The organism is Bradyrhizobium roseum (assembly GCF_030413175.1).
Classification (GTDB): domain Bacteria; phylum Pseudomonadota; class Alphaproteobacteria; order Rhizobiales; family Xanthobacteraceae; genus Bradyrhizobium; species Bradyrhizobium roseum.
The window spans coordinates 753,739-779,008 of record NZ_CP129212.1 but is presented as its reverse complement, the minus strand read 5'-3'; the positions used below and the strand labels follow the sequence as shown (position 1 = coordinate 779,008).

Below are 25,270 nucleotides of genomic sequence, written 5' to 3'. Positions count from 1 at the left end.
GTTGCGAGGGTTATATTGATCCGGATATGGGAAAGGCTTTCTCTTCGCGCGCGACTGCTGCTGTTGCTCGGGCTGTTGTTCGCTGTCGCTCTGCTGGCTGGAGCTGTCTCGCTCCAGATCTTTGCCACGACGCAACTTCTAGAGGAAACCGAACCAGCCGCACGTTCAGCCAAGGCCGTTGCGGCCGCGCTCAACGGCGCGCTTCAAGCGTCCCAGAATCCGCAGGCGACGCTGGATGCGTTCGTACGGTCGCTCGGGACTTCTGAAGGGATCCGCTTTCGACATGTAGGGAGCGTCTCCGATGATCGGCCGCCCGAGGTGCATGGCCTGCCGGATACGGTGCCTGATTGGTTCGTCCGCCTGCTCGTCCTGCCCGAATTAAAAGCAGCCTTCCCCGTCGAAATCGGGGGAAAGCAGGTTGGAGACATCGTCGTCGCGCCCGACATATCCGCCGACATCTATGAGAAGTGGATCGGATTTCTCGCGATCGCCTGCGCGGGTATCAGCCTGATGCTGTTGACCGGCGCCATCGCCCATTTCGCCACGCGTTCTGCGCTGCAGCCGCTGCAAAGCCTCGGCGAGGGCCTGACGCGCTTGCGTGCGGGCGAATACGAACAGCCGATCGCGCCCTCCGGCCCGCCCGAGATTCGCAAGAGCGCGCAGGAAGCCAACGAACTCGCCCGCACCCTCAATCGGCTTAGCCACGACAACCGTCGATTGTTGCGGCAGATCGTGTCCTTGCAGGACGACGAGCGCCAGGACGTGGCGCGCGAGCTGCATGACGAACTCGGCCCGCTGCTGTTCGGCATCCGCGCCAACACGGTGGCGCTGCTGGAATCGATCCCGTCAGGCCAGGCCAAGTCGAAGGCTGCCGCCGAGGGAATCCTGCAGTCGGTCGAAACGCTGCAGCAGGCGAACCGCCGTATCCTCGACCGGCTGCGGCCGCTCTACATCCAGGAGCTCGGCCTGGAGCGCAGCATCCAGACGCTGCTGCAGAACGCGAGGACGCAGCCGCCCGGCCTCACAGTGACGTCAAAGATCGACGCCGACCTGAACGGTGTCGACGGCTTGCTGTCGCAGACGATCTACCGCGTGATCCAGGAGGCGGTCACCAACGTGCTTCGCCACGCCGGCGCGAAGGCGATGCACGTTACGGCAGACATCAACGACCGCGAGGCGATCGTGGAAATAGTCGACGACGGCGTCGGCTTTGCCGCGGATCAGATGTTCGGCCGGGGGTTGACCGGCATGCTGGAGCGGGCACGGGCGCTGAGCGGAACGTTCGAATTGCTGCGCGAGGAAGGTCGTACCCGTGTGCGCTGCCGGCTTCCGTTGAGCGATGTCGCATCGCGCGCACGGGGTACAGAAGAAGATGGCGGTCAGTCCGCCTGATGCACAATGCCGGCGGCCGGCTCGCGCTGCGTCTGCCCCGCTGGCGCACAGAAGGTGTGCTGGATCTTGCCGTCGCGCGTAAAGCTGAATGCGATGCGGACCGGCTTTCCCTCGTAGCTCAGATAATCGAGCACGACGCTCCCGGCGGCGGGCGTGATTTCCTCCAGCCCGAAAGCGGCCGGGGCAAGCGTCTTGAGGCGTGGCCGCCAGTAGGACTCGAGTTCGGCGCGCCCCTGGCTGTCCTTGGCCTGGCCGCACTGGCATTCGAGCTTCGCATCGTCGGCATAAAGGTCGAGCAAGGCGGCGAGGTCGCGATTCCGGCAGGCGTCGAGCCAATCGACCACCAGCGCAACCTGATCGAAATCGTCCGCCAAACCCGCAATCCCATCCACACCGATATACGTCGTCCCCAGCGCTGACGCGGCTGGCGGAATATGGCGATCGTCATGAATGGACACTGAACGGCCTGTTGCCCGGTTTGCAGGTTGGACAGCAACCATTGTGGGGAACAAAGGTTCCGGCAACCATCCGGTGGAATACGGGCGCGGCCGCTAAAGCTCAGGCGCGGCGCTGGGCGCGCCACCACACGCCAAAGGCGATGACGACCGCGAATGCCAGCGTAAACCATGTGATGGCGTATTGCAGGTGATCGTCCTTCAGATGCACCGAGAGCGGGCCGGGCTTTGGAATGCCGCTCCCGGGCGCCGGCGTTTCCAGATCGATGTAGAACGGCGCGACGGCCTTGCGGGCCTCGCCCCAGCCCAGCGCGCGCGCCATCGCGAGATGATCGCGGGTGAACCAGAGCCGCTTGGTCGTGTTCTCCGGCGGCGTCAGCGTGCCGGCGCTTTCCGGAAACCGGAGATAGCCGGTGAGTTCGACAGGGTCGCCCGTGATCAGCCGGCCTGCTGCGCGATCCTGCTGGCCACGATCCTGCATCGTGTTCTGGACGAAACCGGTGTTGATCACCACGGTGTTGCCATCGGCGAGTTGCGCCGGCAGGAACGCCCAGGTGCCCGGGCCGGAGACGTCGATGCGAACGGCAGAACCCGCGCTGTACACCATCGCGTCCGGCACCGGCGCGTAGGTGGCGGTAAAGCTGACGCGGCGGAATTCGTCCTTGGCCGGCGTCAGCGAGGTCCATTGCGACGGCGACGGCAGCGCCTCGGGCGCAGCCGCAAGCCGCTCGTTCAGCATCGCGATCAGAGTGTGCTTGGCGACCCGGCGCTGCAATTGCCAGATCCCGAGGCCGGTAAAGGCCATCACCATCAGCAGCGTGAAGATGGCGAAGCCGGTGACCGCCGGCCGCCGTGATGACACACCGCTCATTTCGGCTCGCGGTCGATCAGCCGGCCGGGCGCCGCCTTGTGGTGAAATTGCAGCGCGATCAACAGCGATTTCATCGAGCGCAGCGGCAGCAGCGTGGTTGCCAGGATCAGCGGCAGCCACAACGCCGCGTGCAGCCAGAACGGCGGCTGGTACTTGATTTCGACGATCAGCGCCGCCGTGACGACGATGGCGCCCGCCAGCATGATGATGAAGATCGCAGGCCCGTCGCCGGCGTCGATGAAGGCGTAGTCGAGCCCGCACGCCTCGCAGTTCGGACGCAGGTCGAGGAAGCCCGCATAGAGCTTGCCCTTGCCGCAGCGCGGGCAGCGGCAGGCGATGCCGCGCAGCGCGCTCTCGGCCAGAGTGGGTGATTGATCAGGCATCATACTCATCCTTTTCCCTCTCTCCTCGTGGGAGAGAGTGGATCGAATGAGCGTCAGCTCATTCGAGACGGGTGAGGGGTTTGCCTCTGCGAGTCTTGCTCGTCGAGAGAAGCCCTCATCCGGCGGACTGCGTCCGCCACCTTCTCCCACAAGGGGAGAAGGAAGAAAAAGCAAAAAGGGGCGGACCTTCCGGCCGCCCCCTTGTAGCACGTCTAATCTGGATCAGTGCCCGCCGGCCGCAGCCCCCGCGCCGCGGAACCAGACATAGATGCAAACGAACAGGAACAGCCACACCACGTCGACGAAGTGCCAGTACCAGGCGGCGAATTCGAAGCCGAGATGCTGCTTCGAGGTGAAATGTCCCGCATAGGCGCGGATCAGGCACACCAGCAGGAACACGGTGCCGACCAGCACGTGGAAACCGTGGAAGCCGGTCGCCATGAAGAAGGTGGCGCCATAGACGTTGCCGGAGAATGCGAAGGTGGCGTGGGCGTATTCATAAGCTTGCACGCAGGTGAAGGCGGCGCCCAGCAGCACGGTGAGGATCAGGCCGTATTTCAGGCCCTGGCGGTCGTTCTCGAGCAGCGCGTGATGCGCCCAGGTGACGGTCGTGCCCGAGGTCAACAGCAGCAGCGTGTTGAGCAGCGGCAGGTGCCAGGGGTCGAAGGTCTCGATGCCCTTCGGCGGCCAGGTGCCCGGCACGCTGCAGGCGCCCATCGCCGTTCCCGGACCGCAGCCGAACACGGCGTCGCGGGTGGCGTGAACGGCATCCGCCGGGAACAGCGCTGAATTGAAGAAGGCCCAGAACCAGGCGACGAAGAACATCACCTCGGAGGCGATGAACAGGATCATGCCGTAGCGATGGCTGATCTGCACCACGCGGGTGTGGTCGCCCTTGTACTGGGCTTCGCGGATCACGTCGCCCCACCAGCTCGCCATGGTGTAGAGCACCCCGATGGTGCCGAAGCCGAAGATGAACGGAGCTGCGGCGGTCATGTGATGCATCCAGGTGATCGCACCGACCGCCATGACGAAGGCCGAGATCGAGCCGACCACGGGCCACGGGCTCGGATCGACGAGGTGATAGTCGTGGTGCTTCGCGTGCGCCGTAGCCATTGCGGTCTCTCCGTTGCATGTGCCGTTCCCTTCGGCACATATTCGTCTCAAATCTCGAAGCCGAATTTCCGTCAGATACGAAAACCGGCAGTCACAGGCTTCTTGTCACAGGTTTCCCTTGCGCTTGTCGCCCTCGCCGGCCGCCAGCGGCTTCGGCGCGGTCTCGCGCACGGGATAGAAGGTATAGGATAGCGTGATCGTGTTCAGCCCGTCGTTCTCGCTGTCCTTGGCCAGCGCGGGGTCGACGTAGAACACCACGGGCATCTCGCGCTTCTCGCCCGGCCCCATGATCTGCTCATTGAAGCAGAAGCAGTTGATCTTCTGGAAATAGGCGCCGACGGTGAGCGGCGCGACATTGTAGGCGGCAACGCCTGCGGTGGCGCGCGCGGCCTGGTTCGTCACGTGATAGAACACGGTGACGACTTCGCCGATCCTGACCTCGATCTCGTTCTGCTCGGGCTCGAACTTCCACGGCAGGCCGGGGCCGACATTGGCGTCGAACCGCACAAAAATCTTGCGCGCCAGCGGCGCGTCCGACGGCGCCGAGGTCGCGACCTGCGTGGTGCCGTTGAAACCGGTGGCGCGGCAGAACCAGTCGTAGAACGGCACGGCCGCATAGGACGCACCGACCATGAACACCACGACGAAGCCGCAGATCGAGGCGACAACCGCATCGCGTGTCAGCGTGCGGCGCGGGGCGGCCTTGCCGCTCCCCGTCATTGCCTTGGGCTTCTGCGGTTCGTTTTCCATCTCAGCTATCAATCACATGGGCCGGACGAGAACTGCCGGCCCCTTGACCATGGTGACGGCGAAAAACAACACGACGAGAACGCCGAGCGCGAGCGCAATCGCGATCGAGCGCTGGCGGCGGCTTCTTTTCTGCGCCTCTGTGAGGACGATTCCATCCGGCTTCTGATTGTCGTCCATGTGGTCGCCATGCGCTCCCTACCCGATCAAAGGTATGACGGCGCGGACGACCACTTCGAGCAACAGGGTCGCAAACAGCGCGAACAGATAGAGGATCGAGAACGCAAACAGCCGGCGCGTCGCGCGCTGCGCCTGCTTGCCCTCGCGGTAGCGGTAGACCTCGATCGCCAGCCACATCATGCCGGCGCCGAGCACCAGCGAGGTGACGCCATAGACCGCGTCGAAATAGCCAAGCGGCCACGGCGAGACCGCGACCGCGACCAGCACGATGGTGTACAGCAGGATCTGCAGCCGCGTCGCATCCGGCCCGGCGACGACGGGCAGCATCGGAACGCCGGCGCGGGCATAGTCGTCGGACCGGAACAGCGCCAGCGCCCAGAAGTGCGGCGGGGTCCAGAAGAAGATGATGAGGAACAGCAGCAGCGGCTCCATCGACAGCGAGCCGGTGGCCGCGGCCCACGCCACGACGGGAGGCAGCGCGCCCGCGGCGCCGCCGATCACGATGTTCTGCGCCGTCCAGCGCTTCAGCCACATCGTATAGACCACCACGTAGAAGAAGATCGTGAACGCCAGCAGCGCGCCCGCCAGCAAATTGACGAGAATACCGAGCGTGAGCACCGAGAAGAATGCCAGGATCAGGCCGAACGCCATCGCTTCGCCGGAAGTGATACGTCCGCGCGGGATCGGCCGGTTGGCGGTGCGTGACATCAGCGCGTCGATGTCGGCTTCATACGCCATGTTCATCGCACCCGAGGCCCCTGCCCCGACCGCGATGCACAGGATGGCGGTGAACGCCAGCACCGGGTGAACATGGCCGGGCGCGATCACGAGGCCGACCAGCGCAGTGAAGATCACGAGCGACATCACCCGCGGCTTCAACAGCGCGAGGTAATCACCGACCTCCGCCTCGGAAATCCGGGGAAGAGCATCGATGGCGTTGTGATCGACTACCGACAAGATTGATCTCGCTTCACGAAGACTGCGGCGCGCAACAGCTGCGCGCCGCGAAGTGGCTTTACTGGACGCGCGGCAGCACTTCGAACTGGTGGAAGGGCGGCGGCGACGGCAGCGTCCATTCCAGCGTGGTGGCGCCGGCGCCCCACGGGTTGGCCTCGGCCACCCGCTTCTTCGCAAACGCGTCGACCACGCCGTAGATGAAGATCAGCACGCCGAAGCCCGAAACGTAGGAGCCGAGCGACGACACCAGGTTCCAGCCCGCGAACGCATCCGGATAGTCGATGTAGCGGCGCGGCATGCCCGACAGGCCGAGGAAGTGCTGCGGAAAGAACACCAGGTTGACGCCGATGAAGGTGACCCAGAAGTGCGCCTTGCCGATGGCCTCCGAATACATGTAGCCCGACATTTTCGGGAACCAGTAGTACCAGCCGGCGAAGATCGCGAACACGGCGCCGAGCGACAGCACGTAGTGGAAGTGCGCGACGACGTAGTAGGTCTCCTGCAGCACGCGGTCGACGCCGGCATTGGCCAGCACGACGCCGGTGACGCCGCCGACCGTGAACAGGAAGATAAAGCCGATCGCCCACAGCATGGGGGTGCGGAACTCGATCGAGCCGCCCCACATCGTGGCGATCCAGGAGAAGATCTTCACGCCGGTCGGCACCGCGATCACCATGGTGGCGGCGACGAAATAGGCCTGCGTCGCCGAGGACATGCCGACGGTGTACATGTGGTGCGCCCACACCACGAAGCCGATGCCGCCGATCGCGACCATGGCGTAGGCCATGCCGAGATAGCCGAACACGGGCTTCTTCGAGAAGGTGGAGACGATCTGGCTGATCATGCCGAAGCCGGGCAGGATCAGGATGTACACTTCGGGGTGACCGAAGAACCAGAACAAATGCTGGAACAGCAGCGGGTCGCCGCCGCCATCGGCGGAGAAGAAGGTGGTGCCGAAATTGCGGTCGGTCAGCATCATGGTGATGGCGCCGGCGAGCACCGGAAGCGACAGCAGCAGCAGGAACACGGTCACCAGGATCGACCATACGAACAGCGGCATCTTGTGCAGGGTCATGCCCGGCGCGCGCATGTTGAAGATGGTGGTGATGAAGTTGATGGAGCCCAGAATCGAGGAGGCGCCGGCCAGATGCAGCGAAAGGATCGCAAAATCGACGGCCGGTCCCGGATGGCCCGACGTCGACAGCGGCACATACATGGTCCAGCCCGCGCCGACGCCGTTGGCGCCCGGCGCACCTTCGACGAAGGTCGACATCAGGAGCAGCGCAAAGGAGGCCGGCAGCAGCCAGAACGAGATGTTGTTCATGCGCGGGAACGCCATGTCGGGCGCGCCGATCATCAGCGGCACGAACCAGTTGCCGAAGCCGCCGATCATCGCCGGCATCACCATGAAGAAGATCATGATCAGGCCGTGCGAGGTCACGAACACATTGTAGGTGTGCGACTCGTGGAAGAACTGGACGCCCGGGTACATCAGCTCGATGCGGATCGCGATCGACATCGCGGCGCCGATAATGCCCGCGAAGATCGCGAAAATAAGGTACATCGTGCCGATGTCCTTATGGTTCGTCGAATAGACCCAGCGCCGCCATCCGGTCGGATTGGCATGCGCATGATCGTCATGGGCGTGATCGTGGTGTGTCGCTGCGGTCGTTGCCATTTTGAAATCCTGCCTTGCAGTCCCTTTTCGGACCCGTTCAGGTCCCGTCGCCCTTGTCCGTCGGCTTATCGCTCAGCTCGTCGTCTGGCCGCGCCTTACTGCGCAACCTGACCACCGGCCGAGGCGAAAGTGTTTGCCGGGTTGGCCGCATATTTCTTCTTCGCCGCCTCGACCCACGAAGCGAATTCCTGATCGGAGACCACCTTGACCGCGATCGGCATGAAGGCGTGATCCTTGCCGCACAGCTCGGAGCACTGACCGTAATACATGCCGGTCTTGGTGGCCTTGAACCAGGTCTCGTTCAGGCGGCCGGGGATCGAGTCGATCTTGATGCCGAATGAAGGCACTGCGAACGCGTGGATGACGTCGGCGCCGGTGGTCTGGACCCGGATCACCTTGTTGACCGGCACCACCATCTCGTTGTCGACACCGAGCAGGCGCGGCGGCTTGTCCGCCGCCATCAGCGAATCGAACTCGAACTTGCCGTTATCGGGATAGGCGTAGCTCCAATACCACTGCTTGCCGGTGACCTTCACCGTGAGGTCGGCCTTGGGAATGTCGAGCTGCAGGAACAAGAGACGGAACGAAGGCACCGCGATGGCGACCAGGATCAGCACCGGGATCAGCGTCCAAGCCACCTCGATGAGGGTGTTGTGGGTGGTTTTGGAGGGGACCGGGTTGGCCTTGGCGTTGAACTTCACCACCACGATGACCAGAAGCGCCAGCACGAACAAAGTGATGATCGTGATGATCCACAACAGCAAATTATGGAAGCTGATGATGCTTTCCATCACCGGGGTGGCTGCGTCCTGCAGCGTGATTTCCCACGGCTTGGGTTGTGCCGCCAGCGCCGTCCCGCCGGCGGCAAGCGTCATGACCGCCACCAAAAACCCCAGCAATCGCCGGCCCATCTGGCCACTCGACATCTTCATGCCGCTCGCGCTCCCTTGAATTAAGTCCCCAAAGCACTTTCGCCGAATGGCGAAAAATGCCGCACGATCCGCCCTCACAAACGGCCAACCGGAGGTACTTTGGAAGTCCAGCTTCAAAAGTAGTCGGGCCAGATCGTTAGAACGCGTCGAAATCCCGCCTCTCAAACCATAATTCCAGGGCGCTCGCAATGCAGTAGTAAGGCACAAAGCCATGCTTCACCTGCTATTCAGCGGATGTCGGATTTTCTCGTTAAATCAGGCAGTCCCGGCCGCGCGGCGGGGGCTTCGGCGCTTGACAGTCCGATTGCCGGATGTAGGCACAGGTGCAGCGGTCCTCGAGGGTCTGATTCGGTAAGGCTAAAGGCCGGTGCCGGACCGCGTGGATTGGCCGCGGACCGCCTTCAAGGCGCCGTCATTGCGTATCAGTCCGGATAAGTCCAGTTACAATGCAGGCTTGGCGGTCTGGGCCGTAAATGTCCCTGCACCGCCGGAAATCGATAAGAGGATCGACCCAGATGGGGCGTTCGAAACATCAGGCGAGAGTGGGTCGGGAACCGGCCCGCTGGCTGGCCGGCCTGCTCGCCGCGGCCCTCATGCTGGGCCTGACCCAGGCCGCCACCGCCCAGGGCGCGGTGCGCTCGGTCCATGGCGACTGGCAGATCCGCTGCGACACCCCGCCGGGTGCCCAGGGCGAGCAATGCGCCCTGATCCAGAGCGTGGTAGCGGAGGACCGCTCCAACGCCGGCCTCACCGTGATCGTGCTGAAGACGGCCGACCAGAAGAGCAAGCTGATGCGGGTGGTCGCGCCGCTCGGCGTGCTGCTGCCGTCAGGGCTCGGGCTGAAGCTCGACAACCAGGACGTCGGCCGGGCTGGATTCGTCCGCTGCCTGCCGAACGGATGCGTGGCCGAGGTGGTGCTGGAGGAGAAGCTGCTCGGCCAGCTCCGGAGCGCCAAAACCGCAACTTTCATTATCTTTGAGACGCCCGAAGAGGGCATCGGCTTTCCGCTCAGCCTGAACGGGCTGGGGGAAGGGTATGACAAGCTGCCGTGAGGGGGCTCCCCTTTCGTTGGGCGCATGACTATCTTCGGGCGATTGTCGTTCCTGCGAGAGTGGGTACGCCCCCGGCATTTGCGCTGAATCGGAGCCTGCATGACCAATCCCGCGACAACTTCCCTGCTCGACCGCGCCAATCTCGACCGCGATGCCGTTCGTCGCGAGATCACGCGGGGTCTCGAGGGGGCCGACGATGGCGAGCTGTTTCTGGAATATGGCCAGACCGAAGCGCTCGGCTTTGACAACGGCCGGCTGAAGCAAGCGACCTACGACACCAGCCAAGGGTTTGGCCTGCGCGCCGTCAAGGACGACGCCGTCGGCTATGCGCATTCGTCCGACGTCTCCCTGCCGGCGCTGATTCGCGCGGCGGATGCGGTGGCGGCGGTGCGCGGCGGATACAGCGGCCATTTTGCCGCGGCGCCGGCGCATACCAACGTGCGGCTCTACGGCGACGACAATCCGCTGGAAGCGCCGGGCTTCGAGGCCAAGGTGAAACTGCTGGCCGAGATCGACGCCTATGTCCGCGACAAGGATCCGCGGGTGCGGCAGGCTTCCATCAGCCTCGGCGCCACCTGGCAGGTGGTCGAAATCCTGCGCCCCGACGGCGAGAGCTATCGCGACATCCGCCCGCTGGTGCGGGTCAATATTTCCGTGGTCGCCGGGCAAGGCGACCGGCAGGAGAGCGGCAGCAAGGGATATGGCGGCCGCGAGGGCTATGCGCGCTTCATCGAGACCAAGGCGTGGCGCGAGGCGGCCGACGGCGCGATCCGCGAGGCGCTGGTCAACCTGGAATCGGTGCCAGCCCCGGCCGGCGAAATGGACGTGGTGCTCGGCGCCGGCTGGCCCGGCGTGATGCTGCATGAGGCGGTCGGCCACGGCCTCGAAGGCGATTTCAACCGCAAGCAGACGTCGGCCTTTGCAGGGCTGATGGGCAAGCAGGTCGCGGCCAAGGGCGTCACGGTGGTGGACGACGGCACCATGGCGTCGCGGCGCGGCTCGCTCTCGATCGACGACGAGGGCACGCCGACCAACCGCACGGTTTTGATCGAGGACGGCATCCTGGTCGGCTACATGCAGGACCGCCAGAACGCGCGGCTGATGAACATGAAGCCGACCGGCAACGGTCGCCGCCAGAGCTATGCCCACGTGCCGATGCCGCGCATGACCAACACCTACATGCTGGCCGGCCAGCGCGATCCGGCGGAGATCCTGGCTTCGGTGAAGAACGGCATCTACGCCGCGAATTTCGGCGGCGGCCAGGTCGACATCACCTCGGGCAAATATGTGTTCCAGTGCACCGAGGCGTACAAAATTGAGAACGGCAAGCTCGGCGCCCCCCTCAAGGGTGCCATGCTGATCGGCAACGGGCCGACCGACCTGCATCGCATCACCATGGTCGGCAACGACCTCGCGCTCGATACCGGCATCGGCACCTGCGGCAAGAACGGCCAGGGCGTGCCGGTCGGCGTCGGCCAGCCGACGCTGCGGATGGAAAAGATCACGGTCGGAGGAACCGGCTAGTGAGCGACGCGAAAACGGCCGGCGAAAAGCACCGTCCGGGCAAGCCGTCGAGCTGGCGCGCCCAGGCCGTGCAGCTGGCTGCGATCGTCGGCATCGTGTTCGTCGCCAAGGGCGCGATCGCCGAGCCGTTCTACGTGCCGTCCGGCTCGATGGAGCCGACGCTGCTGATCGGCGACGCGCTGGTGGCGTCAAAATTCCCCTACGGTTACGGCGCGTCGTCGCTGCCGATCCAGATCACGCTGCCGGAGACCGGCCGCCTGTTCGGCGACACGCCCAAGCGCGGCGACGTCGTCGTGTTCCGCTGGCCGGGCGACCGCTCGCAAGCCTGGGTCAAGCGCGTCGTGGGATTGCCGGGCGACCGCATCCAGCTGCGGCAGGGACAGCTCTTCATCAACGACCACGCCGCCGCGCTGAAGCCGGACGGGATCGGCACGGCGGAAGACGAGCGCGGCAACACCGAGCGGGCCTACAAGTTTGTCGAAACGCTGCCGAACGGCGTCAGCCACGCCATCTTCAAGATCCGCGACAATGGCCGGCTCGACAACACGCCCGAGGTGACGGTGCCGCCGGGAAAATTGTTCGTGCTCGGCGATAACAGGGACAATTCGGCCGACAGCCGCGTCGCGGTGCGCGACGGCGGCGTCGGCTTGCTGCCGGTCGACAGCCTGATCGGCCGGGCGGACGCCGTGGTCGGCTCCTGGGATCTCGGCATGCGCAGCCAGCCGGTATGGACGTGGCTGTCGGGATTCCGGCTGGCGCGGTTCTTTACGTCCGTGCAGTGAGGCTTTCGTCATCCAGGTGAGGAGTAGGCGGCGGGCCGATGGATCAGGACCAGTTCCTCACAGCAGTTCTAAAGAATCCCGCCAACGCCATCATTACCGAAGAACTGTTTCAACTCGGACTGCCGGATTCCTGGCTGGTGGCGGGATGTCTGGTCCAGACGGTGTGGAACGTATTGACCGGGCGCGCGGTCGATTACGGCATCAACGATTACGACGTGTTCTATTTCGATCCCGACACCTCATGGGAAGCGGAAGACAGGATCATCCGCACGCTTGCCGAGCGCCTCACAAAACGTGGCATCGGGGTCGAGGCCCGCAACCAGGCGCGCGTGCATCTGTGGTACGGCGAAAAACACGGCCTGCCCTATCCCGAACTGCGCCGTTCGAGCGACGGCATCGACCGCTTCCTTACCAAAAACACCCAGATCGGGCTGCGGCGCACGGAGCATGGCTATGAGGTGTACGCACCGAACGGCTTTGACGATGTCGCGGCGATGATCGTGCGCCCCAATCCGGCGCCGAATTTTTCGGCGGCGAACTATGCGGCGAAAGCCGCGCGTTGGAAATCATTGTGGCCCGAAATCACAGTGCTGCCTGCCATCGCATAGCTAGAACGACGTCGTCAAATCCGTCAGCCATTGCGGCGACGCTTCGACCAGCGCGGCCTCGATCCGCTTGTCGGCGCCGGTGACGATCGCCACCCCGATCAGGATGAAGGCGGCGCCGAGCAGACCTTTGCCGAGACTGCCGGCCGACATCAGCCGCGCCCTGACCCGCATCAGGGTGGCGCGCGACAGCAGCCCGAGCAACACCAGCGGCAGGCCGGCGCCGATGCCGAACACCGCCATGGTCAGCGCGACCTGCGGCAGATCGCGGCCCTGCGAGGCGAGCAGCGACGCGGCCCCCAGCGTCGGGCCGACGCAGGGCGACCAGACCGCGCCGAGCAGAAGGCCGATGCCGAACTGGCCGGCGAGCCCGGAGGAGGCAACGCCGCCGAACTGCCGGTCGGCCCAGGCCGACACCGGACTGCCGGCGGCCGCCAGTTGCGCCTGCCATGACGGCACCAGCAGCACCGCGCCGAGCGCGATCATGACGATGGCGGCAGCGACGCGAAACAAGCCGGCGTCGATGCCGAGCCCGAAGCCCGCCACCGCCAGCAGCAGGCCGATGCCCGTGAACGAGACCGAAAGGCCCGAGGCCAGCGCCAATGCGCCGAACGGATGGGCCGCGACCGCGGCCCCGAGCACGATCGGCACCAGCGGCAGCACGCAGGGCGACAAGATCGACAGTAATCCGGCCGCAAAGGCCAGTGCGAGCGTGCCCACCGGCGTTACGCTACAGGCTCTTGTCGAGCAGCGCCGCGATCGAGGCCGGCTTGGTGTCGCCGACGGAGCGGCCGCGCTCGGCCGGTCCCTTGAACACGATCAGGGTCGACTGGCTCTGCGCCTTGAAGTCCTTCACCGCCGCTTTCATCCCGTCGAAATCGACGCGGAATATTTTCAGGTCCTTGAACTTCGGCTCCGCCGCAAGCTTTTCCAGGATCGGCGTCTGCGCCTTGCAGGTCGGACACCAGTCGGCATGGATCTCGACCAGGATCGGGCCACCGCCCGCCTGGGCCGCCTTGAAGGCTTCGGCGGAAAACGGCACCGCACTGCCGGCCGACGCCGGCAGCGACCATCCTGCCGCCAGCAGCGTCACCCCGATCACGGCCGCGTGAAAGAACCTGCGCGAGAATTTCATCGTGGACATTTCGATCTCCCTGATACCGCGCCGCCGGCCATATTTGTCAGCACGCGCGTCGCAGTGGGAGGTACGAAGCAGCCGCCCGAAATGTTACCTGACCACGCCCGAGATAAACCCAGCCTTCCGGCGCGGCGGCTTGATGTCCTTTTTCAGGAAGCAGTGCGCTTCCTTGCCGGCGTAGCCCGGCCGCGCATAGGTCCAGGCGCGGCATTTGTTGTCGGCGGCGCAGGCGGCCTTGCAGGCGTCGTCGCCGTCGCTGCGCTTGAGGTCGAAACTCTTGTAGTCGCCGCCGAAGCGGTCGATCGAGGTTTCGACGGCGTCGTTGCGCCGTTCGAGCACGCCGGCGCCACGGACGCCGGAGACGCAGCAATCGCTCTGCACCCGCGGCGGCACGTTGCTCTTGAGCCAGCACACCGCGCGGTTGGCGAGGTCGGTCGGGTAGCTGAAGGTCCAGGCGCGGCAGCGGCGGTCGCGTTCGCACACCAGCGCGCATTCGGCCGGGTCGCCCGAGGTCACGGGGGCGCTGAGATAGTCGCTGCCCGGCCGGTCGAAATTCGCCTGCGCCTGCGCCGGGCGCACGGATGCGGCCGCCGCCAAGAGGGCAAGCATCACCACACACGCCCTGAGCAGGCGACCAGTCCCCATTCGCGGGTTGCTTTCGAGTACGCGTTGCGGCGCGGGACGGCAAAACCCTCCCGCACAGACCGTTGATTGGCCATTTGAGCGCCATCAACCTGTACGGTGGATGAACGGCCGCGAAAGTTCAGGCAGGCCCTTCGGTCAGAACGCGTATTCCTGGTATACAGGCTCGACGGAACCGCCCCACGGGCCGTTGAACTTGTCCAGCATCTCTTCGGCGGGCGTCCGGCCCGCTTCCAGGATGTGCTCCAGCGGTTCGAGGTAGCGGCTCTCGTCGCGGCCGAGTTGATCGATATGGCCACGCCGGCGCAGGCCGGCATGCGACAGCGTCAGGCACTCCCGGGCGATCTCGAACAAATAGCGATCCCGGATCCTGGCCTTGAAGCCGAAGCGCGGCACGTCGTCCCGCAAGGCCTGGCGCTCCTGCGCTGTCCAGTGGCTGACCAGATCCCAGGCCGCGTTCAAGCTCTGGTCGTCGTAGAGCAGCCCGACCCAGAACGCCGGCAATGCCGGCAGCCGGCCCCACGGCACGCCGTCGGCGCCGCGCATTTCCAGATAGCGCTTGAGGCGGACTTCCGGGAAGATCGTCGAGAGATGATTGGCCCAGTCGGAGATGGTCGCGCGCTCGCCGGCGAGATTGTCGAGGCGGCCCGCCATCAGCGAACGGAACGACATGCCGGATACGTCGATGTACTGGTCGCCGCGCTTGACGAAATACATCGGCACATCGAGCGCGTAATCGACCCAGCGCTCGAACCCCATGCCGTCCTCGAACACCCAGGGGATCATGCCGGCACGCGCATTGTCGGTATCGCGCCAGATCTCGGATCGGAACGACAGGAAGCCGTTCGGCTTGCCTTCTGTGAACGGCGAATTGGCGAACAAGGCGGTCGCGATCGGTTGCAGCGCCACCGATACCCGGAGCTTCTTGACCATGTCGGCTTCGGAGGAGAAGTCGAGATTGGTCTGCACCGTGCAGGTGCGGTACATCATGTCGAGGCCGTATTTGCCGACCTTCGGCATGTAGTTGGTCATGATCTTGTAGCGGCCCTTGGGCATGACCGGCATCTGCGATCGTGACCAGGAAGGCGTCATGCCGAGCCCGAGAAAGCCGATCCCCAACGGGGTTGCGATCTCGCGCACCTGCGCCAGATGCGCCATCAGCTCGGACTGGGTTTGGTGGATGGTCTCGACCGGCGCCCCCGACAGCTCGAACTGCCCGCCGGGCTCCAGCGAAATCGCGCCGCCGCCGGTGATGTCGTAGAGCCCGATAATGTTGCCGCCCTCCATGATCGGCTCCCAGCCGAGCAGGAGCTGCATGCCTTCGAGCAGCGCGCCGATGCCGCGTGCGCCTTCGTAGGGGACGGGCTGATGGCCTTCCAGCGTGAACGGGGTCTTCTCGTGCTCGGTGCCGATGCGAAACTCGGACGGCGGCTTGATGCCGGCCTCGAACCACGCGACGAGTTCGTCGCGTGATTCCAGCGGCCTCATATCGATCTGGTCACGCGCCATGGGAACATCCGGATGTCAGGCGATTCGACCGAAAGCGCCGAGTGGCCAAGGGAATGCGGACGGCATCGTCCGCAACAACGAAAAAGTTCAGGGCGGTCATCGCGCCGGCACGCCGTCGCGGGCGGCGGCTGCCTTGACCTCGGAGCACGAGCAGCCCAGCCGGTCAAGCAGGCCGCAAAGCTTCATGGCGTCGGCGTCGGACAATTTGGAGCCGACGTGCTTTTCGATCGCCGCCGAATAGGCGCTCCACATCTTCTTCTGCATTTCGCGTCCGGCCTCGGTGATCTCGACGAACTGGCCGCGCTTGTCGATCTTGCATTCGCGCCGCGCCGCCAGTCCCTCGTCGACGAGCCGGTCGATCAGCCGCGAGGTCGAGTATTGCGGGATCAGCATCTGCTTTTCCAGTTCCACCGGGCGCATCTCGCCGGACGGCGCGCGCGACAGTTCCAAGAGCGCGTCGTACCAGGCCAGCGGCGGAAAGCCCGCCTTCTTCAGATCCTGCTCGACGGCGTCGAGCACCCGGCTCTGCACCCGCATCAGGCGGATCCAGGCGGCGGTCGCCTCGGTCGAAGGTTTGCGTTTCATAGTCCCGTCCATATCAGTCGGAGATCAGTGTAGCGCACTAAATGCACCTGCATCAATCTTGACTATTCCATGCAGATGCATTTAGTCAGCCCGTCAATCAATTACGAGGGAAGGAAAAGCCGATGAAATTGTACTATTCCCCAGGCGCCTGCTCGCTATCCCCCCATATCGCGCTACTCGAGGCCGGTCTGCCCTATGACCTCGTGAAAGTCGACCTGCGCGCCAAGAAGCTGGAGAACGGTGACGACTTTTTGAAGATCAACCCGAAGGGCCAGGTGCCGGCGCTGGCGCTCGATTCGGGCGAATTGATCACCGAAGGGCCGGTCATTGTCCAGATGATCGCCGACCAGGCCGCGGCGAAGAACCTCGCCCCCGCCCGCGACAGCGGCGACCGCTACAAGCTCTTGGAGTGGCTGAACTTCATCACCGCAGAGCTGCACAAGAATTTCGGCCCGATGTTCTCGCCGGTACTCGCCGACGAGGCCAAGGCATTCTTCAAGGACCGGGTGATGGGCAAGTTCAAGTATGTCGACAGCCAGCTCGGCGGCCGCGATTACCTGATGGGCAAGGATTTCACCGTCGCCGACGGCTATTTGTTCACGATGCTGTCGTGGGCGGACCGGATGAAGTTCGACCTCTCCGCTATGCCGAATCTTGTCGCCTACAAGAACCGCGTCGCCGCCCGCCCGAAGGTGCAGGAAGCGCTCACCAAAGAAGGGCTGTTGAAGGCGGCGTAAGGCGCCGGCGCATCGCAGCCGACCACAGCGACGACGGATGGCTGCAATCGAAAGGGTGAGGAAGATGTAAACTCCTCACCCGTTTTTTTGCGCAAGGCGGCGCAAGGTATCTCCGGCAATTCCCGATTGTGCGATCGTCAGAACCTCATCCAAAAATCGCGAATACCCTGTAAAAATACGTAGAAGTAACGAGCCGGAAGCCTACAAAATGCAGCAAAATATCACGGTTTTTTAGCGACTCGCTCGTAACTTCGAGGATATCCGCCGGGCATGTCGTATCCGGCCAATGCCGCGTTTCATCGTTCAGTGCTTCACCACAACGATCGAAAATCTGCTGAAGCGGTATTGTACTCTCCGTGAGGCCCGGTCGTGTCCATCGAGCGATTCCTGAAGCAGCGCGCCGTCGATATCGTGATGGAAGGCAGCTATGTGCTTTCCAACTGGTACGATCCGCAGGGCAAGCTTCGCACCTTCACCTGCCGCGCGACGCGCGTTTCGCCGTTCCGGATGATCGTCGACATGCCCGTAGCGGGCAAGGTCGGCGACAATCTCATTTCCTATTTCCGCGACATCGGCAACTTCGAGGGCATGATCAGCGACACCGCGCGAGGCGGTGTGTTGCTTGAACTCGAGATGACGCAGACGATGCGCGCGAAGCTCGCAAACAAGCTCACTTGGCTGGAGAAGAAGACCCAGGATCCCGCCAGCATCGTCGACGTCCGCAATGCGCCGCGCTTCGTCCCGAAAGCCGCGCAGACCACCCTGACACTGGCCGACGGCGCCATTCACAGCTGCTTCGTCATCGACGCCTCTAAGTCGGGCGTCGCCGTGACGTCGGAATTGCAGCCCCCGATCGGAACGCCGCTCGCCATCGGCGCCTGCGTCGGCCGCGTCATCCGCCACGCGCCGGACGGATTTGCCGTCAAGTTCGCCAAGCCGCAGAGCCGCGATGAGCTGAACAGCCTGATCGTGCAGCCGCGGATGGTTTGAGGGGTTAGCCCACACTCTGCCGTCGTCCCGGCGAAGGCAGGGACGACGCTGTGTTTGCTGCGCAGCCTTACGCCGCGGCCTTCTTCGGCGCGAACCTGCCGTAGAACGTCTCGCCCTTCGCCGCCATGTCTTCCAGCAGTTTCGGCGGGGTGAAGCGCGCGCCATACTTGGCCTCGAGCTTGTGGCAGAGTTCGACGAACTTCCGAGCGCCCATGAAGTCGATATAGGACAGCGTGCCGCCGGTGAACGGCGCGAAGCCGAAACCGAGAATCGAGCCGACATCGGCCTCGCGCGGATCCGTGATGACGTGGTCCTCCACCGTGCGCGCGGCCTCCACCGCCTGCACCACCAGGAAACGCTGCTTCAATTCCTCGATGTCGAGCGTATCCGGATCGAGCTGCTTCGGCTGCAGCGCGGAGAGACCCGGCCACAGGCTCTTCTGCCCCTTGCCCTTCTCGGGGTAGTCGTAGAATCCCTTGCTGTTCTTGCGCCCCAGACGCCCCTGCTTCTCGACCAGCTCCACCATCAGCTTCTTCTGGTCGGGGTTGATGGCGTTGGGGCCGAGATCGGCTTCGGTCGCCTTGATGACCTTGAGGCCGAGATCGAGGGCGACTTCATCCGACAGCGAGAGCGGGCCGACCGGCATGCCGGCCATCTTGGCACAGTTCTCGATCATCGCCGGCGGCACGCCTTCCAAAAACATCTCGTTGCCTTCGGCGATGTAGCGGCCGACGCAGCGGTTGGCATAGAAGCCGCGTGAATCATTGACGACGATCGGCGTCTTGCCGATGGCCCGCACATAGTCGAGCGCGGCAGCCAGCGCGACGTCGCCGGTGTTCTTGCCCAGAATGATTTCCACCAGCATCATCTTCTCGACCGGCGAGAAGAAGTGGATGCCGACGAACTTGCCCTGCTCCTTGAAGCTTTCGGCGAGCGAGGTGATCGGCAGCGTCGAGGTGTTGGAGGCGAAGATCGCGTCCGGCTTGAGATATTGCTGCGCCTTGGCGAAGGTGTCCGCCTTGACCTTGCGATCCTCGAACACCGCCTCGATGACGAGGTCGCAATCCCCAAGTGTGGCGTAGTCCGCGGTCGGTGTGATGCGCGACAGGATGGCGTCGGCCTCCGCCGGCTTGGCGCGGCCCTTGGCGATGAGACCGTCGATGACGCTCTTGGCGTGCGCCTTGCCCTTGTCGGCGCTCTCCTGGTCGCGGTCGATCAGGACGACGTCGAGACCGGCCTTCGCCGAAACGTAGCCGACGCTGGCACCCATGAAGCCGGCGCCGATCACGGCGACCTTCTTGATCTTGGTCGGCGGCACGTTGGCCGGACGCCGGGCGCCCTTGTTCAGCTCCTGCATCGACAGGAACAGGCTGCGGATCATCGCCGCCGCTTCCTTGGAGCGCAGCACTTTGGTGAAGTATCGCGACTCGACGCGCAGCGCGGCGTCGATCGGCAACTGCAGGCCTTCATAGACGCAGCTCATGATGGCGCGCGCCGCCGGATAATTGTCATAGGTCTCGCGGCGGTAGATGGCGTTGCCGGCCGGAAACATCATCATGCCGGCCTTGGAGAACACCGGACCGCCCGGCAGCTTGAAACCCTTCTCGTCCCAGGGCGCGACGGCCTTGCCGCCGCCCTTGATCCAGTCCTTTGCCGCCTTGACCAGGTCAGCGGCCGGCACCACGGCGTGAATCAGATTGAGCGCCTTGGCCTTCTCGACGGTCACCGGATCGCCCTTGAGCAGGATCGTCATCGCATCCTGCGGCGGCACCAGCCGCGGCACGCGCTGGGTGCCGCCGGCACCCGGGAAGAGGCCGACCTTCACCTCGGGCAGACCGAGGCGCGTCTTCGGATTCTCCGCCGCGACGCGGTAGTGGCAGGACAGTGTCACCTCAAAGCCGCCGCCGAGCGCCAGCCCGTTGATCGCCGCCGCCCACGGCTTGCCGCAGGTTTCGATGCCGCGCAGCACCAGCGAGAAGCGGCGGGCCTGGTCGAACAGCATCTGGTTGGCGGCTTCCTCGCCCTTCTCCTTCAGCATCTTGGCATAGGCGACGTTCATGCCCTCGAGCATCGATAGATCGGCGCCGGCGCAGAACGCGTCCTTGGCGGAGGTGATGACGACGCCCTTCACCGCGGCGTCCTCCGTCGTCTGCTTCAGGATCGCCTCGAGTTCGCTGGTCGAGGTCTCGTCCAGCACGTTCATCGAACGTCCGGGGATGTCCCAGGTGACGAGCGCAATGCCGTCGGCGTCGGTTTCCAGCTTGAAATTCGTGAAGGCCATGGTGGTTGCTCCCTCGGTGCCGGCAGCCGATCAAAGGCGCGGCGGTTGAATTTGAAATTCGTCGGTCGCGTAGGGTGGGTTAGCGAAGCGTAACCCACCGCTTCATGCGCGGTGGTAGGGTGGGTTACGCCTTCGGCTAACCCACCCTACGATCACACTCTCTCGATGATCGTCGCCGTCCCCATGCCGCCGCCGATGCACAGCGTCACCAGCGCGGTGGACTTGTTGGTCCGCTCCAGCTCATCCAGCACGGTACCGAGGATCATCGCCCCGGTGGCGCCGAGCGGATGACCGAGCGCGATCGCGCCGCCATTGACGTTGATCTTGGACGGATCGATATCGAACGCCTGCATGTAACGCAGCACGACGGACGCAAACGCCTCGTTCAGTTCGAACAAATCGATATCCGACTTCTTCATGCCGGAACGCTCGAACAGCTTTTCGGTGACATCGACCGGCCCGGTCAGCATCATTGCGGGCTCCGAGCCGATATTGGCGAAGGCGCGAATCTTGGCGCGCGGCTTCAGGCTGTGCTTGGCCCCGGCTTCCTTGCTGCCGAGCAGCACCGCGCCGGCGCCGTCGACGATCCCCGAGGAGTTGCCGGCGTGGTGCACATAGTTGATCTTCTCGACCTCGGGATGCGACTGGATCGCCACCGCATCGAAGCCGCCCATCTGGCCCATGACGACGAAGGACGGTTGCAGCTGGCCGAGCGACTGCATCGTCGTGGTCGGTCGCATGTGCTCGTCCTTGGCCAGGATGGTCAGGCCGTTGATGTCCTTGACCGGCACCACCGACTTGTTGAAGCGGCCCTCGTCCCAGGCTTTTGCGGCGCGCTGCTGGCTCTGCACCGCATAGGCGTCGACATCGTCGCGCGAGAAACCATACTTGGTCGCGATCAGGTCGGCCGAGACGCCCTGCGGCATGAAATAGGACGGCACCGCCATCGAGGGATCCATCGGCCAGGCGCCGCCGGAGGCGCCGATGCCGACGCGGCTCATCGATTCGGCGCCCCCGCCGATCACGAGTTCATGCTGGCCGGCCATGATCTGGGCCGCGGCAAAGTTCACGGCATCGAGGCCGGAGGCGCAGAAGCGGCTGATCTGGACGCCGGGCACGGATTCGCCGAGCCCCGCCTTCAGCGCCGCGAAGCGCGCGATGTCGCTGCCCGCCTCGCCGACCGGGTCGACCACGCCGAGGATGACGTCATCAACCACGTCCTCCGCCAGATTGTTGCGTTCCTTCAGCGCCTGCAGCGGCACGGACGCGAGCGCCAGCGCAGTGACTTCATGGAGCGCGCCGTCGGCCTTGCCGCGGCCGCGCGGAGTACGAACGTGATCGTAGATATATGCCTCAGGCATGACGCCCTCCCGTATGATGCTCGTAATATTATAGACGACGGAACGAAGCAGCGGTGAGAAATCTCAGAACGCTTCCGCCGCCAATTCCATGGTGGTGGCGCAGCCGGTCTGGATGCGCGCGAGATGGACGTGGGTTTCCGGCAGCATCCGCTCCATGAAGAAGCGGCCGGTCACGAGCTTGGTGTTGAGATAGGGCGTTGCGCCGCTGGAGGCGATCTTGTCCTGCGCGACCTTGGCCATCCGCGCCCACATGAAGCCGAAGGCAACGAGGCCGAACAGTTGCATGTAATCGGTCGCCGCCGCGCCGGCATTGTCGGGCTTGGTCATCGCGTTCTGCATCAGCCAGCCGGTGGCCTGCTGCAGGTGACCGAGCGCGGTCGACAGCGGCGTGATGAACGGCTGCATCGCCTCATCGCCGCCGTGCTCCTTGGCGAAGGCGCCGACTTCGGCAAAGAACGCCATCGCCGCGCGGCCGCCATTGCGCGGCAGCTTGCGCCCGACCAGATCGAGCGCCTGGATGCCGTTGGCGCCCTCGTAGAGCATGGCGATGCGGGCATCGCGCACGAACTGCTCCATGCCGTGCTCGGCGATATAGCCGTGACCGCCATACATCTGCTGCGCCATCACCGAATTGGAGAAGCCGACGTCGGTCATCACGCCCTTCATGACCGGCGTCATCAGGCCCATGTGGTCGTCGGCCGCCTCGCGGTCCTTCGGATCGGCGGAACGGTGGGCGACGTCGCTCTTCAGCGCGGTCCACACCACCATGGCGCGCGCGGCCTCGTTGAAGGCGCGGATCGTCAGCAGCACGCGGCGCACGTCCGGGTGCACGATGATCGGGTCCGCCGGCTTGTCCGCCTCCTTCGCACCGGTCAGTGCGCGGCCCTGCAGGCGCTCGCGCGCATAGGCCACGGCGTTCTGATAGGCGACTTCGGACTGTGCAAGGCCCTGCACGGCGACGCCGAGGCGGGCCTCGTTCATCATCACGAACATGCCCTGCATGCCCTTGTTTTCTTCGCCGATCAGCCAGCCGGTGGCGTTGTCGTAGTTCATCACGCAGGTGGAATTGCCGTGGATGCCCATCTTGTGCTCGATCGAGCCACACGTCACGCCGTTGCGCGCGCCCAGCGACCCGTCGGCATTGACCAGCACCTTCGGCACCACGAACAGCGAGACCCCCTTGATGCCGGCCGGCGCGCCTTCGATGCGCGCCAGCACCAGATGGATGATGTTGTCGGCCATGTCGTGTTCGCCGGACGAGATGAAGATCTTGGTGCCGGAAATCTTGTAGCTGCCGTCGGCCTGCTTGACCGCCTTGGTGCGCAACAGGCCGAGATCCGTGCCGCATTGCGGCTCTGTGAGGTTCATGGTGCCGGTCCACTCACCGGCGATCATCTTCGGCACGAACATGTTCTTCTGCTCGGGCTTGCCGTGCACCAGCAACGCCGCGGTGGCGCCCATCGTGAGCCCGCCATACATCGAGAACGCCATGTTGGCGGCGCTCTGGAATTCGGTGACGACCTGGCTCAGCGTCACCGGCAGCCCCTGCCCGCCATATTCCGCCGGCGCCGACAGGCCCAGCCAGCCGCCTTCGGCGACCTGCTTGAAGGCTTCCTTGAATCCCTTCGGCGTCGTCACCGAACCGTCGTCATGCCGCTTGCAGCCTTCGAGGTCGCCGACGCGGTTGAGCGGCTGCAGCACCTCTTCGGAGAGTTTTGCCGCCTCGCTCAAAATCGCCTCGCGCACATCGGCGGAGGCGTCGCTGAAGCCGGGCAGATTGTCGTAGCGGTCGATCTGGAACACGTCGTTGAGCAGGAAGGTGACGTCTTCCACGGGGGCTTTGTAGATCGGCATGATGTTCTCCCGGCAGGGGCAAAGGGTGGCGAAGGCGTTCGAGATAAAATTCGCGGGTGGCGTACCGGACCCGGACCTTATCCGGTTCGAGAGATTCCGGGGAGTGAGCTGGCTTCAAATATCCCATCGACCGATGCGACATAAACGGCGACGGCGCGCGAGCCGCGCCTCACTGTTTGGCGAGTTGCTCCCCCATCAGTCGGTGCAGCAGGTTGATTCCCTTCAGCGGACGCACCATCACCTTGAAGTGCGTGATCTTACCGTCATCGCTGAAGCTGATGATGTCGACGCCGTTGATCTTGATGCCCTCGATCTCGTTCTCGAATTCGAGGACGGCACCATGGTCGTTGCGCCACTCGCCGGTATATTTGAAGCCGGGGCCGCCCAGCACCTTCTCGGCGCCCGCCAGGTATTTGAAGGTGATGTCGCGCCCGCGCTGCGGCGTGTGGACGACGGGGCTTTCGAACACCGCATCGGGGTGCAGCAAATCCCACAACGCCGCCGTGTCATGGGACTTCATGTAGCCGTACCACTTGTCGAGGCCGCTCATGGTCATCATGTCTCCTCTGGCGGGTCGTTCTGACGGGCACTGAGCTACCGCCGGGGAACCGATCGCTCCGGCGCTTATGCGCATTGACGCATATGCAACTTTATGCATAAAGTCAATCGCTGTAAACTCGGAGGCCGGCGTCATGGCGCTAGGCGACGCGATCCTTGCCTGCCTGACCGAACGTCCGATGACGGGCTATGAGCTCGCCAAGACGTTCGACAATTCCATTGGATTCTTCTGGAAGGCCGACCACCAGCAAATTTATCGGGAACTGACCAAACTTCGCGACCGCGGCCATATCCAGGGCCGCGAGGTGGTGCAGTCGGGCAAGCCGAACAAGCTGGTTTATACGTTGACGCCGGAGGGCCGCGCCGCGCTGCGGAACTGGGCCGCGCGGCCGAGCGTACCCGCCTCGATCAAGGACGACCTGCTGGTGCGGCTCTATGCGCTCGACAGCGTCGATGTCGAACCATTGCGCACCGACCTGATGGCCCGGCTGGAGCACCACCGCGACCGGTTTGCCCGCTACGAGCGCCTGCTCAACAAACGCTTCCCCGACGGCACCGCACCGCCCGCCGACCTCGGCAAGCTGCTCGGGCTGCGCATCGGCCTGGCGCACGAGCGCGCGGTGGCCGAGTGGTGCGAGGAGGCGATCGAGGCGCTGTCCGCGCTCACCGCCAGCGCGGAACGGAGCAACGTGGTGCCGATCGAAGAAGGCCTGCGCGGCGACCGCGAAAACAGCGGCTAGATCAAGCCCCTGCCTACTGTGCATGGGGTTGTTTTCGATATTCTTGAATCCGGATCAAGCGATGGACTCGCCCCCGCCGGTAACTTTTGGCGCGGTCCGTCCCGTTCTTTAACCCGTTCTTTACCGTAACGCGAAAAAGTCGACGCTGAGGCAGGCGACCCGCGCCGAAATGAGATTGTCTCTACTCTGGGACGCGCGGGG

Annotated in this window: 26 protein-coding genes; 8 read left to right on the top strand and 18 right to left on the bottom strand. The window is 64.4% G+C overall.

The genetic code is table 11. From position 1 onward, the window contains the following. The first annotated feature begins 15 nt into the window (after nt 1-15). Complete coding sequence (locus QUH67_RS03530; RefSeq protein WP_320416118.1) at nt 16-1,392, top strand: histidine kinase; 1,377 nt, start codon at nt 16-18, stop codon at nt 1,390-1,392. On the opposite strand, the gene QUH67_RS03525 is transcribed toward QUH67_RS03530, so the two are convergent. From QUH67_RS03525 to coxB, 9 genes are all read right to left on the bottom strand, one after another. Continuing rightward, nucleotides 1,380-1,766 (bottom strand): nuclear transport factor 2 family protein, encoded by a 387-nt coding sequence (locus tag QUH67_RS03525; protein WP_300945259.1) that lies wholly within the window; start codon nt 1,764-1,766, stop codon nt 1,380-1,382. The two genes, QUH67_RS03530 and QUH67_RS03525, sit on opposite strands and share 13 nt — an antisense overlap. A 184-nt stretch (nt 1,767-1,950) precedes the next feature. Further along, entirely contained in the window at nt 1,951-2,718 is a 768-nt protein-coding gene (locus QUH67_RS03520) for an SURF1 family protein (RefSeq protein WP_300945258.1), read from the bottom strand. Continuing rightward, nucleotides 2,715-3,101: a DUF983 domain-containing protein gene (locus QUH67_RS03515; RefSeq protein WP_300945257.1), complete on the bottom strand. Its 387-nt coding sequence runs from the start codon at nt 3,099-3,101 to the stop codon at nt 2,715-2,717. The genes QUH67_RS03520 and QUH67_RS03515 overlap by 4 nt, the downstream gene beginning before the upstream one ends. A gap of 222 nt (nt 3,102-3,323) precedes the next feature. Beyond that, nucleotides 3,324-4,217, bottom strand: a complete 894-nt coding sequence (locus QUH67_RS03510; protein ID WP_300945256.1) for a cytochrome c oxidase subunit 3 — start codon at nt 4,215-4,217, stop codon at nt 3,324-3,326. A gap of 105 nt (nt 4,218-4,322) precedes the next feature. Further along, a complete protein-coding gene (locus QUH67_RS03505) occupies nt 4,323-4,967 on the bottom strand; it encodes a cytochrome c oxidase assembly protein (RefSeq protein ID WP_300945255.1) in 645 nt (214 codons plus the stop codon). Between the two features lie 12 nt (nt 4,968-4,979). Next, on the bottom strand, nt 4,980-5,144 hold the full coding sequence (locus tag QUH67_RS03500; protein WP_300945254.1) for a CoxF protein: 165 nt from the start codon (nt 5,142-5,144) through the stop codon (nt 4,980-4,982). A gap of 18 nt (nt 5,145-5,162) precedes the next feature. Further along, nucleotides 5,163-6,101 (bottom strand): heme o synthase, encoded by a 939-nt coding sequence (locus tag QUH67_RS03495; RefSeq protein WP_300945253.1) that lies wholly within the window; start codon nt 6,099-6,101, stop codon nt 5,163-5,165. Between the two features lie 58 nt (nt 6,102-6,159). Continuing rightward, nucleotides 6,160-7,779: a cytochrome c oxidase subunit I gene (gene ctaD, locus QUH67_RS03490; RefSeq protein WP_300945252.1), complete on the bottom strand. Its 1,620-nt coding sequence runs from the start codon at nt 7,777-7,779 to the stop codon at nt 6,160-6,162. A gap of 95 nt (nt 7,780-7,874) precedes the next feature. After that, complete coding sequence (gene coxB / locus QUH67_RS03485) at nt 7,875-8,711, bottom strand: cytochrome c oxidase subunit II (RefSeq protein WP_300945251.1); 837 nt, start codon at nt 8,709-8,711, stop codon at nt 7,875-7,877. A 515-nt stretch (nt 8,712-9,226) separates the two neighbouring features. On the opposite strand from coxB, the gene QUH67_RS03480 reads away from it, so the two are divergent. The 4 genes from QUH67_RS03480 (at nt 9,227) to QUH67_RS03465 (ending at nt 12,677) form a co-directional block, all read left to right on the top strand. Beyond that, nucleotides 9,227-9,763 carry an invasion associated locus B family protein gene (locus tag QUH67_RS03480; RefSeq protein ID WP_300945250.1) on the top strand — a complete coding sequence of 179 codons (537 nt, stop codon included), beginning with the start codon at nt 9,227-9,229 and terminating at the stop codon, nt 9,761-9,763. A 99-nt stretch (nt 9,764-9,862) separates the two neighbouring features. Beyond that, on the top strand, nt 9,863-11,287 hold the full coding sequence (gene tldD, locus QUH67_RS03475; protein ID WP_300945249.1) for a metalloprotease TldD: 1,425 nt from the start codon (nt 9,863-9,865) through the stop codon (nt 11,285-11,287). A gap of 68 nt (nt 11,288-11,355) precedes the next feature. Continuing rightward, nucleotides 11,356-12,069, top strand: a complete 714-nt coding sequence (gene lepB, locus QUH67_RS03470) for a signal peptidase I (protein ID WP_300947930.1) — start codon at nt 11,356-11,358, stop codon at nt 12,067-12,069. A gap of 38 nt (nt 12,070-12,107) precedes the next feature. After that, complete coding sequence (locus QUH67_RS03465; protein ID WP_300945248.1) at nt 12,108-12,677, top strand: nucleotidyltransferase family protein; 570 nt, start codon at nt 12,108-12,110, stop codon at nt 12,675-12,677. On the opposite strand, the gene QUH67_RS03460 is transcribed toward QUH67_RS03465, so the two are convergent. The 5 genes from QUH67_RS03460 to QUH67_RS03440 all read right to left on the bottom strand — a co-directional run bounded on the left by QUH67_RS03460 (nt 12,678) and on the right by QUH67_RS03440 (nt 16,548). Then, nucleotides 12,678-13,394 (bottom strand): cytochrome c biogenesis CcdA family protein, encoded by a 717-nt coding sequence (locus QUH67_RS03460; RefSeq protein ID WP_300945247.1) that lies wholly within the window; start codon nt 13,392-13,394, stop codon nt 12,678-12,680. Nucleotides 13,395-13,404: 10 nt separating this feature from the next. After that, a complete protein-coding gene (locus QUH67_RS03455) occupies nt 13,405-13,809 on the bottom strand; it encodes a thioredoxin family protein (RefSeq protein WP_300947929.1) in 405 nt (134 codons plus the stop codon). 93 nt (nt 13,810-13,902) lie between these two features. Beyond that, nucleotides 13,903-14,421 carry a PAN domain-containing protein gene (locus QUH67_RS03450; RefSeq protein ID WP_300947928.1) on the bottom strand — a complete coding sequence of 173 codons (519 nt, stop codon included), beginning with the start codon at nt 14,419-14,421 and terminating at the stop codon, nt 13,903-13,905. Nucleotides 14,422-14,592: 171 nt separating this feature from the next. Further along, complete coding sequence (locus QUH67_RS03445; RefSeq protein WP_300945246.1) at nt 14,593-15,963, bottom strand: glutamate--cysteine ligase; 1,371 nt, start codon at nt 15,961-15,963, stop codon at nt 14,593-14,595. Between the two features lie 96 nt (nt 15,964-16,059). Continuing rightward, the gene (locus QUH67_RS03440) at nt 16,060-16,548 is read right to left on the bottom strand and encodes a MarR family winged helix-turn-helix transcriptional regulator (protein WP_300945245.1); all 489 of its coding nucleotides are present in this window, start codon (nt 16,546-16,548) and stop codon (nt 16,060-16,062) included. Nucleotides 16,549-16,670: 122 nt separating this feature from the next. On the opposite strand from QUH67_RS03440, the gene gstA reads away from it, so the two are divergent. Then, nucleotides 16,671-17,285, top strand: a complete 615-nt coding sequence (gstA, locus tag QUH67_RS03435) for a glutathione transferase GstA (protein WP_300945243.1) — start codon at nt 16,671-16,673, stop codon at nt 17,283-17,285. Nucleotides 17,286-17,654: 369 nt separating this feature from the next. Beyond that, a complete protein-coding gene (locus QUH67_RS03430) occupies nt 17,655-18,275 on the top strand; it encodes a PilZ domain-containing protein (protein WP_300945242.1) in 621 nt (206 codons plus the stop codon). 67 nt (nt 18,276-18,342) lie between these two features. On the opposite strand, the gene QUH67_RS03425 is transcribed toward QUH67_RS03430, so the two are convergent. The 4 genes from QUH67_RS03425 to QUH67_RS03410 all read right to left on the bottom strand — a co-directional run bounded on the left by QUH67_RS03425 (nt 18,343) and on the right by QUH67_RS03410 (nt 24,327). After that, nucleotides 18,343-20,556 (bottom strand): FAD-dependent oxidoreductase, encoded by a 2,214-nt coding sequence (locus tag QUH67_RS03425; protein WP_300945241.1) that lies wholly within the window; start codon nt 20,554-20,556, stop codon nt 18,343-18,345. 152 nt (nt 20,557-20,708) lie between these two features. Continuing rightward, the gene (locus QUH67_RS03420) at nt 20,709-21,917 is read right to left on the bottom strand and encodes an acetyl-CoA C-acetyltransferase (protein WP_300945240.1); all 1,209 of its coding nucleotides are present in this window, start codon (nt 21,915-21,917) and stop codon (nt 20,709-20,711) included. Nucleotides 21,918-21,980: 63 nt separating this feature from the next. Beyond that, a complete protein-coding gene (locus QUH67_RS03415; protein ID WP_300945239.1) occupies nt 21,981-23,771 on the bottom strand; it encodes an acyl-CoA dehydrogenase C-terminal domain-containing protein in 1,791 nt (596 codons plus the stop codon). 169 nt (nt 23,772-23,940) lie between these two features. Further along, nucleotides 23,941-24,327 carry a nuclear transport factor 2 family protein gene (locus tag QUH67_RS03410; protein WP_300947927.1) on the bottom strand — a complete coding sequence of 129 codons (387 nt, stop codon included), beginning with the start codon at nt 24,325-24,327 and terminating at the stop codon, nt 23,941-23,943. A 136-nt stretch (nt 24,328-24,463) separates the two neighbouring features. On the opposite strand from QUH67_RS03410, the gene QUH67_RS03405 reads away from it, so the two are divergent. Further along, the gene (locus tag QUH67_RS03405; protein WP_300945238.1) at nt 24,464-25,069 is read left to right on the top strand and encodes a PadR family transcriptional regulator; all 606 of its coding nucleotides are present in this window, start codon (nt 24,464-24,466) and stop codon (nt 25,067-25,069) included. Nucleotides 25,070-25,270: the final 201 nt, after the last annotated feature.

Bases quoted from the DNA above. Each gene is read 5' to 3' on its own strand.
- QUH67_RS03515 (WP_300945257.1), bottom strand. From the start codon at position 3,101: ATGCCTGATCAATCACCCACTCTGGCCGAGAGCGCGCTGCGCGGCATC.
- QUH67_RS03500 (WP_300945254.1), bottom strand. From the start codon at position 5,144: ATGGACGACAATCAGAAGCCGGATGGAATCGTCCTCACAGAGGCGCAG.
- QUH67_RS03480 (WP_300945250.1), top strand. From the start codon at position 9,227: ATGGGGCGTTCGAAACATCAGGCGAGAGTGGGTCGGGAACCGGCCCGC.
- QUH67_RS03450 (WP_300947928.1), bottom strand. From the start codon at position 14,421: ATGCTTGCCCTCTTGGCGGCGGCCGCATCCGTGCGCCCGGCGCAGGCG.
- gstA (WP_300945243.1), top strand. From the start codon at position 16,671: ATGAAATTGTACTATTCCCCAGGCGCCTGCTCGCTATCCCCCCATATC.
- QUH67_RS03455 (WP_300947929.1), bottom strand. From the start codon at position 13,809: ATGAAATTCTCGCGCAGGTTCTTTCACGCGGCCGTGATCGGGGTGACG.
- QUH67_RS03505 (WP_300945255.1), bottom strand. From the start codon at position 4,967: ATGGAAAACGAACCGCAGAAGCCCAAGGCAATGACGGGGAGCGGCAAG.
- QUH67_RS03510 (WP_300945256.1), bottom strand. From the start codon at position 4,217: ATGGCTACGGCGCACGCGAAGCACCACGACTATCACCTCGTCGATCCG.
- QUH67_RS03415 (WP_300945239.1), bottom strand. From the start codon at position 23,771: ATGCCGATCTACAAAGCCCCCGTGGAAGACGTCACCTTCCTGCTCAAC.
- ctaD (WP_300945252.1), bottom strand. From the start codon at position 7,779: ATGGCAACGACCGCAGCGACACACCACGATCACGCCCATGACGATCAT.
- QUH67_RS03440 (WP_300945245.1), bottom strand. From the start codon at position 16,548: ATGAAACGCAAACCTTCGACCGAGGCGACCGCCGCCTGGATCCGCCTG.
- QUH67_RS03425 (WP_300945241.1), bottom strand. From the start codon at position 20,556: ATGGCCTTCACGAATTTCAAGCTGGAAACCGACGCCGACGGCATTGCG.
- QUH67_RS03445 (WP_300945246.1), bottom strand. From the start codon at position 15,963: ATGGCGCGTGACCAGATCGATATGAGGCCGCTGGAATCACGCGACGAA.
- QUH67_RS03410 (WP_300947927.1), bottom strand. From the start codon at position 24,327: ATGACCATGAGCGGCCTCGACAAGTGGTACGGCTACATGAAGTCCCAT.
- coxB (WP_300945251.1), bottom strand. From the start codon at position 8,711: ATGAAGATGTCGAGTGGCCAGATGGGCCGGCGATTGCTGGGGTTTTTG.
- QUH67_RS03520 (WP_300945258.1), bottom strand. From the start codon at position 2,718: ATGAGCGGTGTGTCATCACGGCGGCCGGCGGTCACCGGCTTCGCCATC.
- QUH67_RS03465 (WP_300945248.1), top strand. From the start codon at position 12,108: ATGGATCAGGACCAGTTCCTCACAGCAGTTCTAAAGAATCCCGCCAAC.
- QUH67_RS03420 (WP_300945240.1), bottom strand. From the start codon at position 21,917: ATGCCTGAGGCATATATCTACGATCACGTTCGTACTCCGCGCGGCCGC.
- QUH67_RS03405 (WP_300945238.1), top strand. From the start codon at position 24,464: ATGGCGCTAGGCGACGCGATCCTTGCCTGCCTGACCGAACGTCCGATG.
- tldD (WP_300945249.1), top strand. From the start codon at position 9,863: ATGACCAATCCCGCGACAACTTCCCTGCTCGACCGCGCCAATCTCGAC.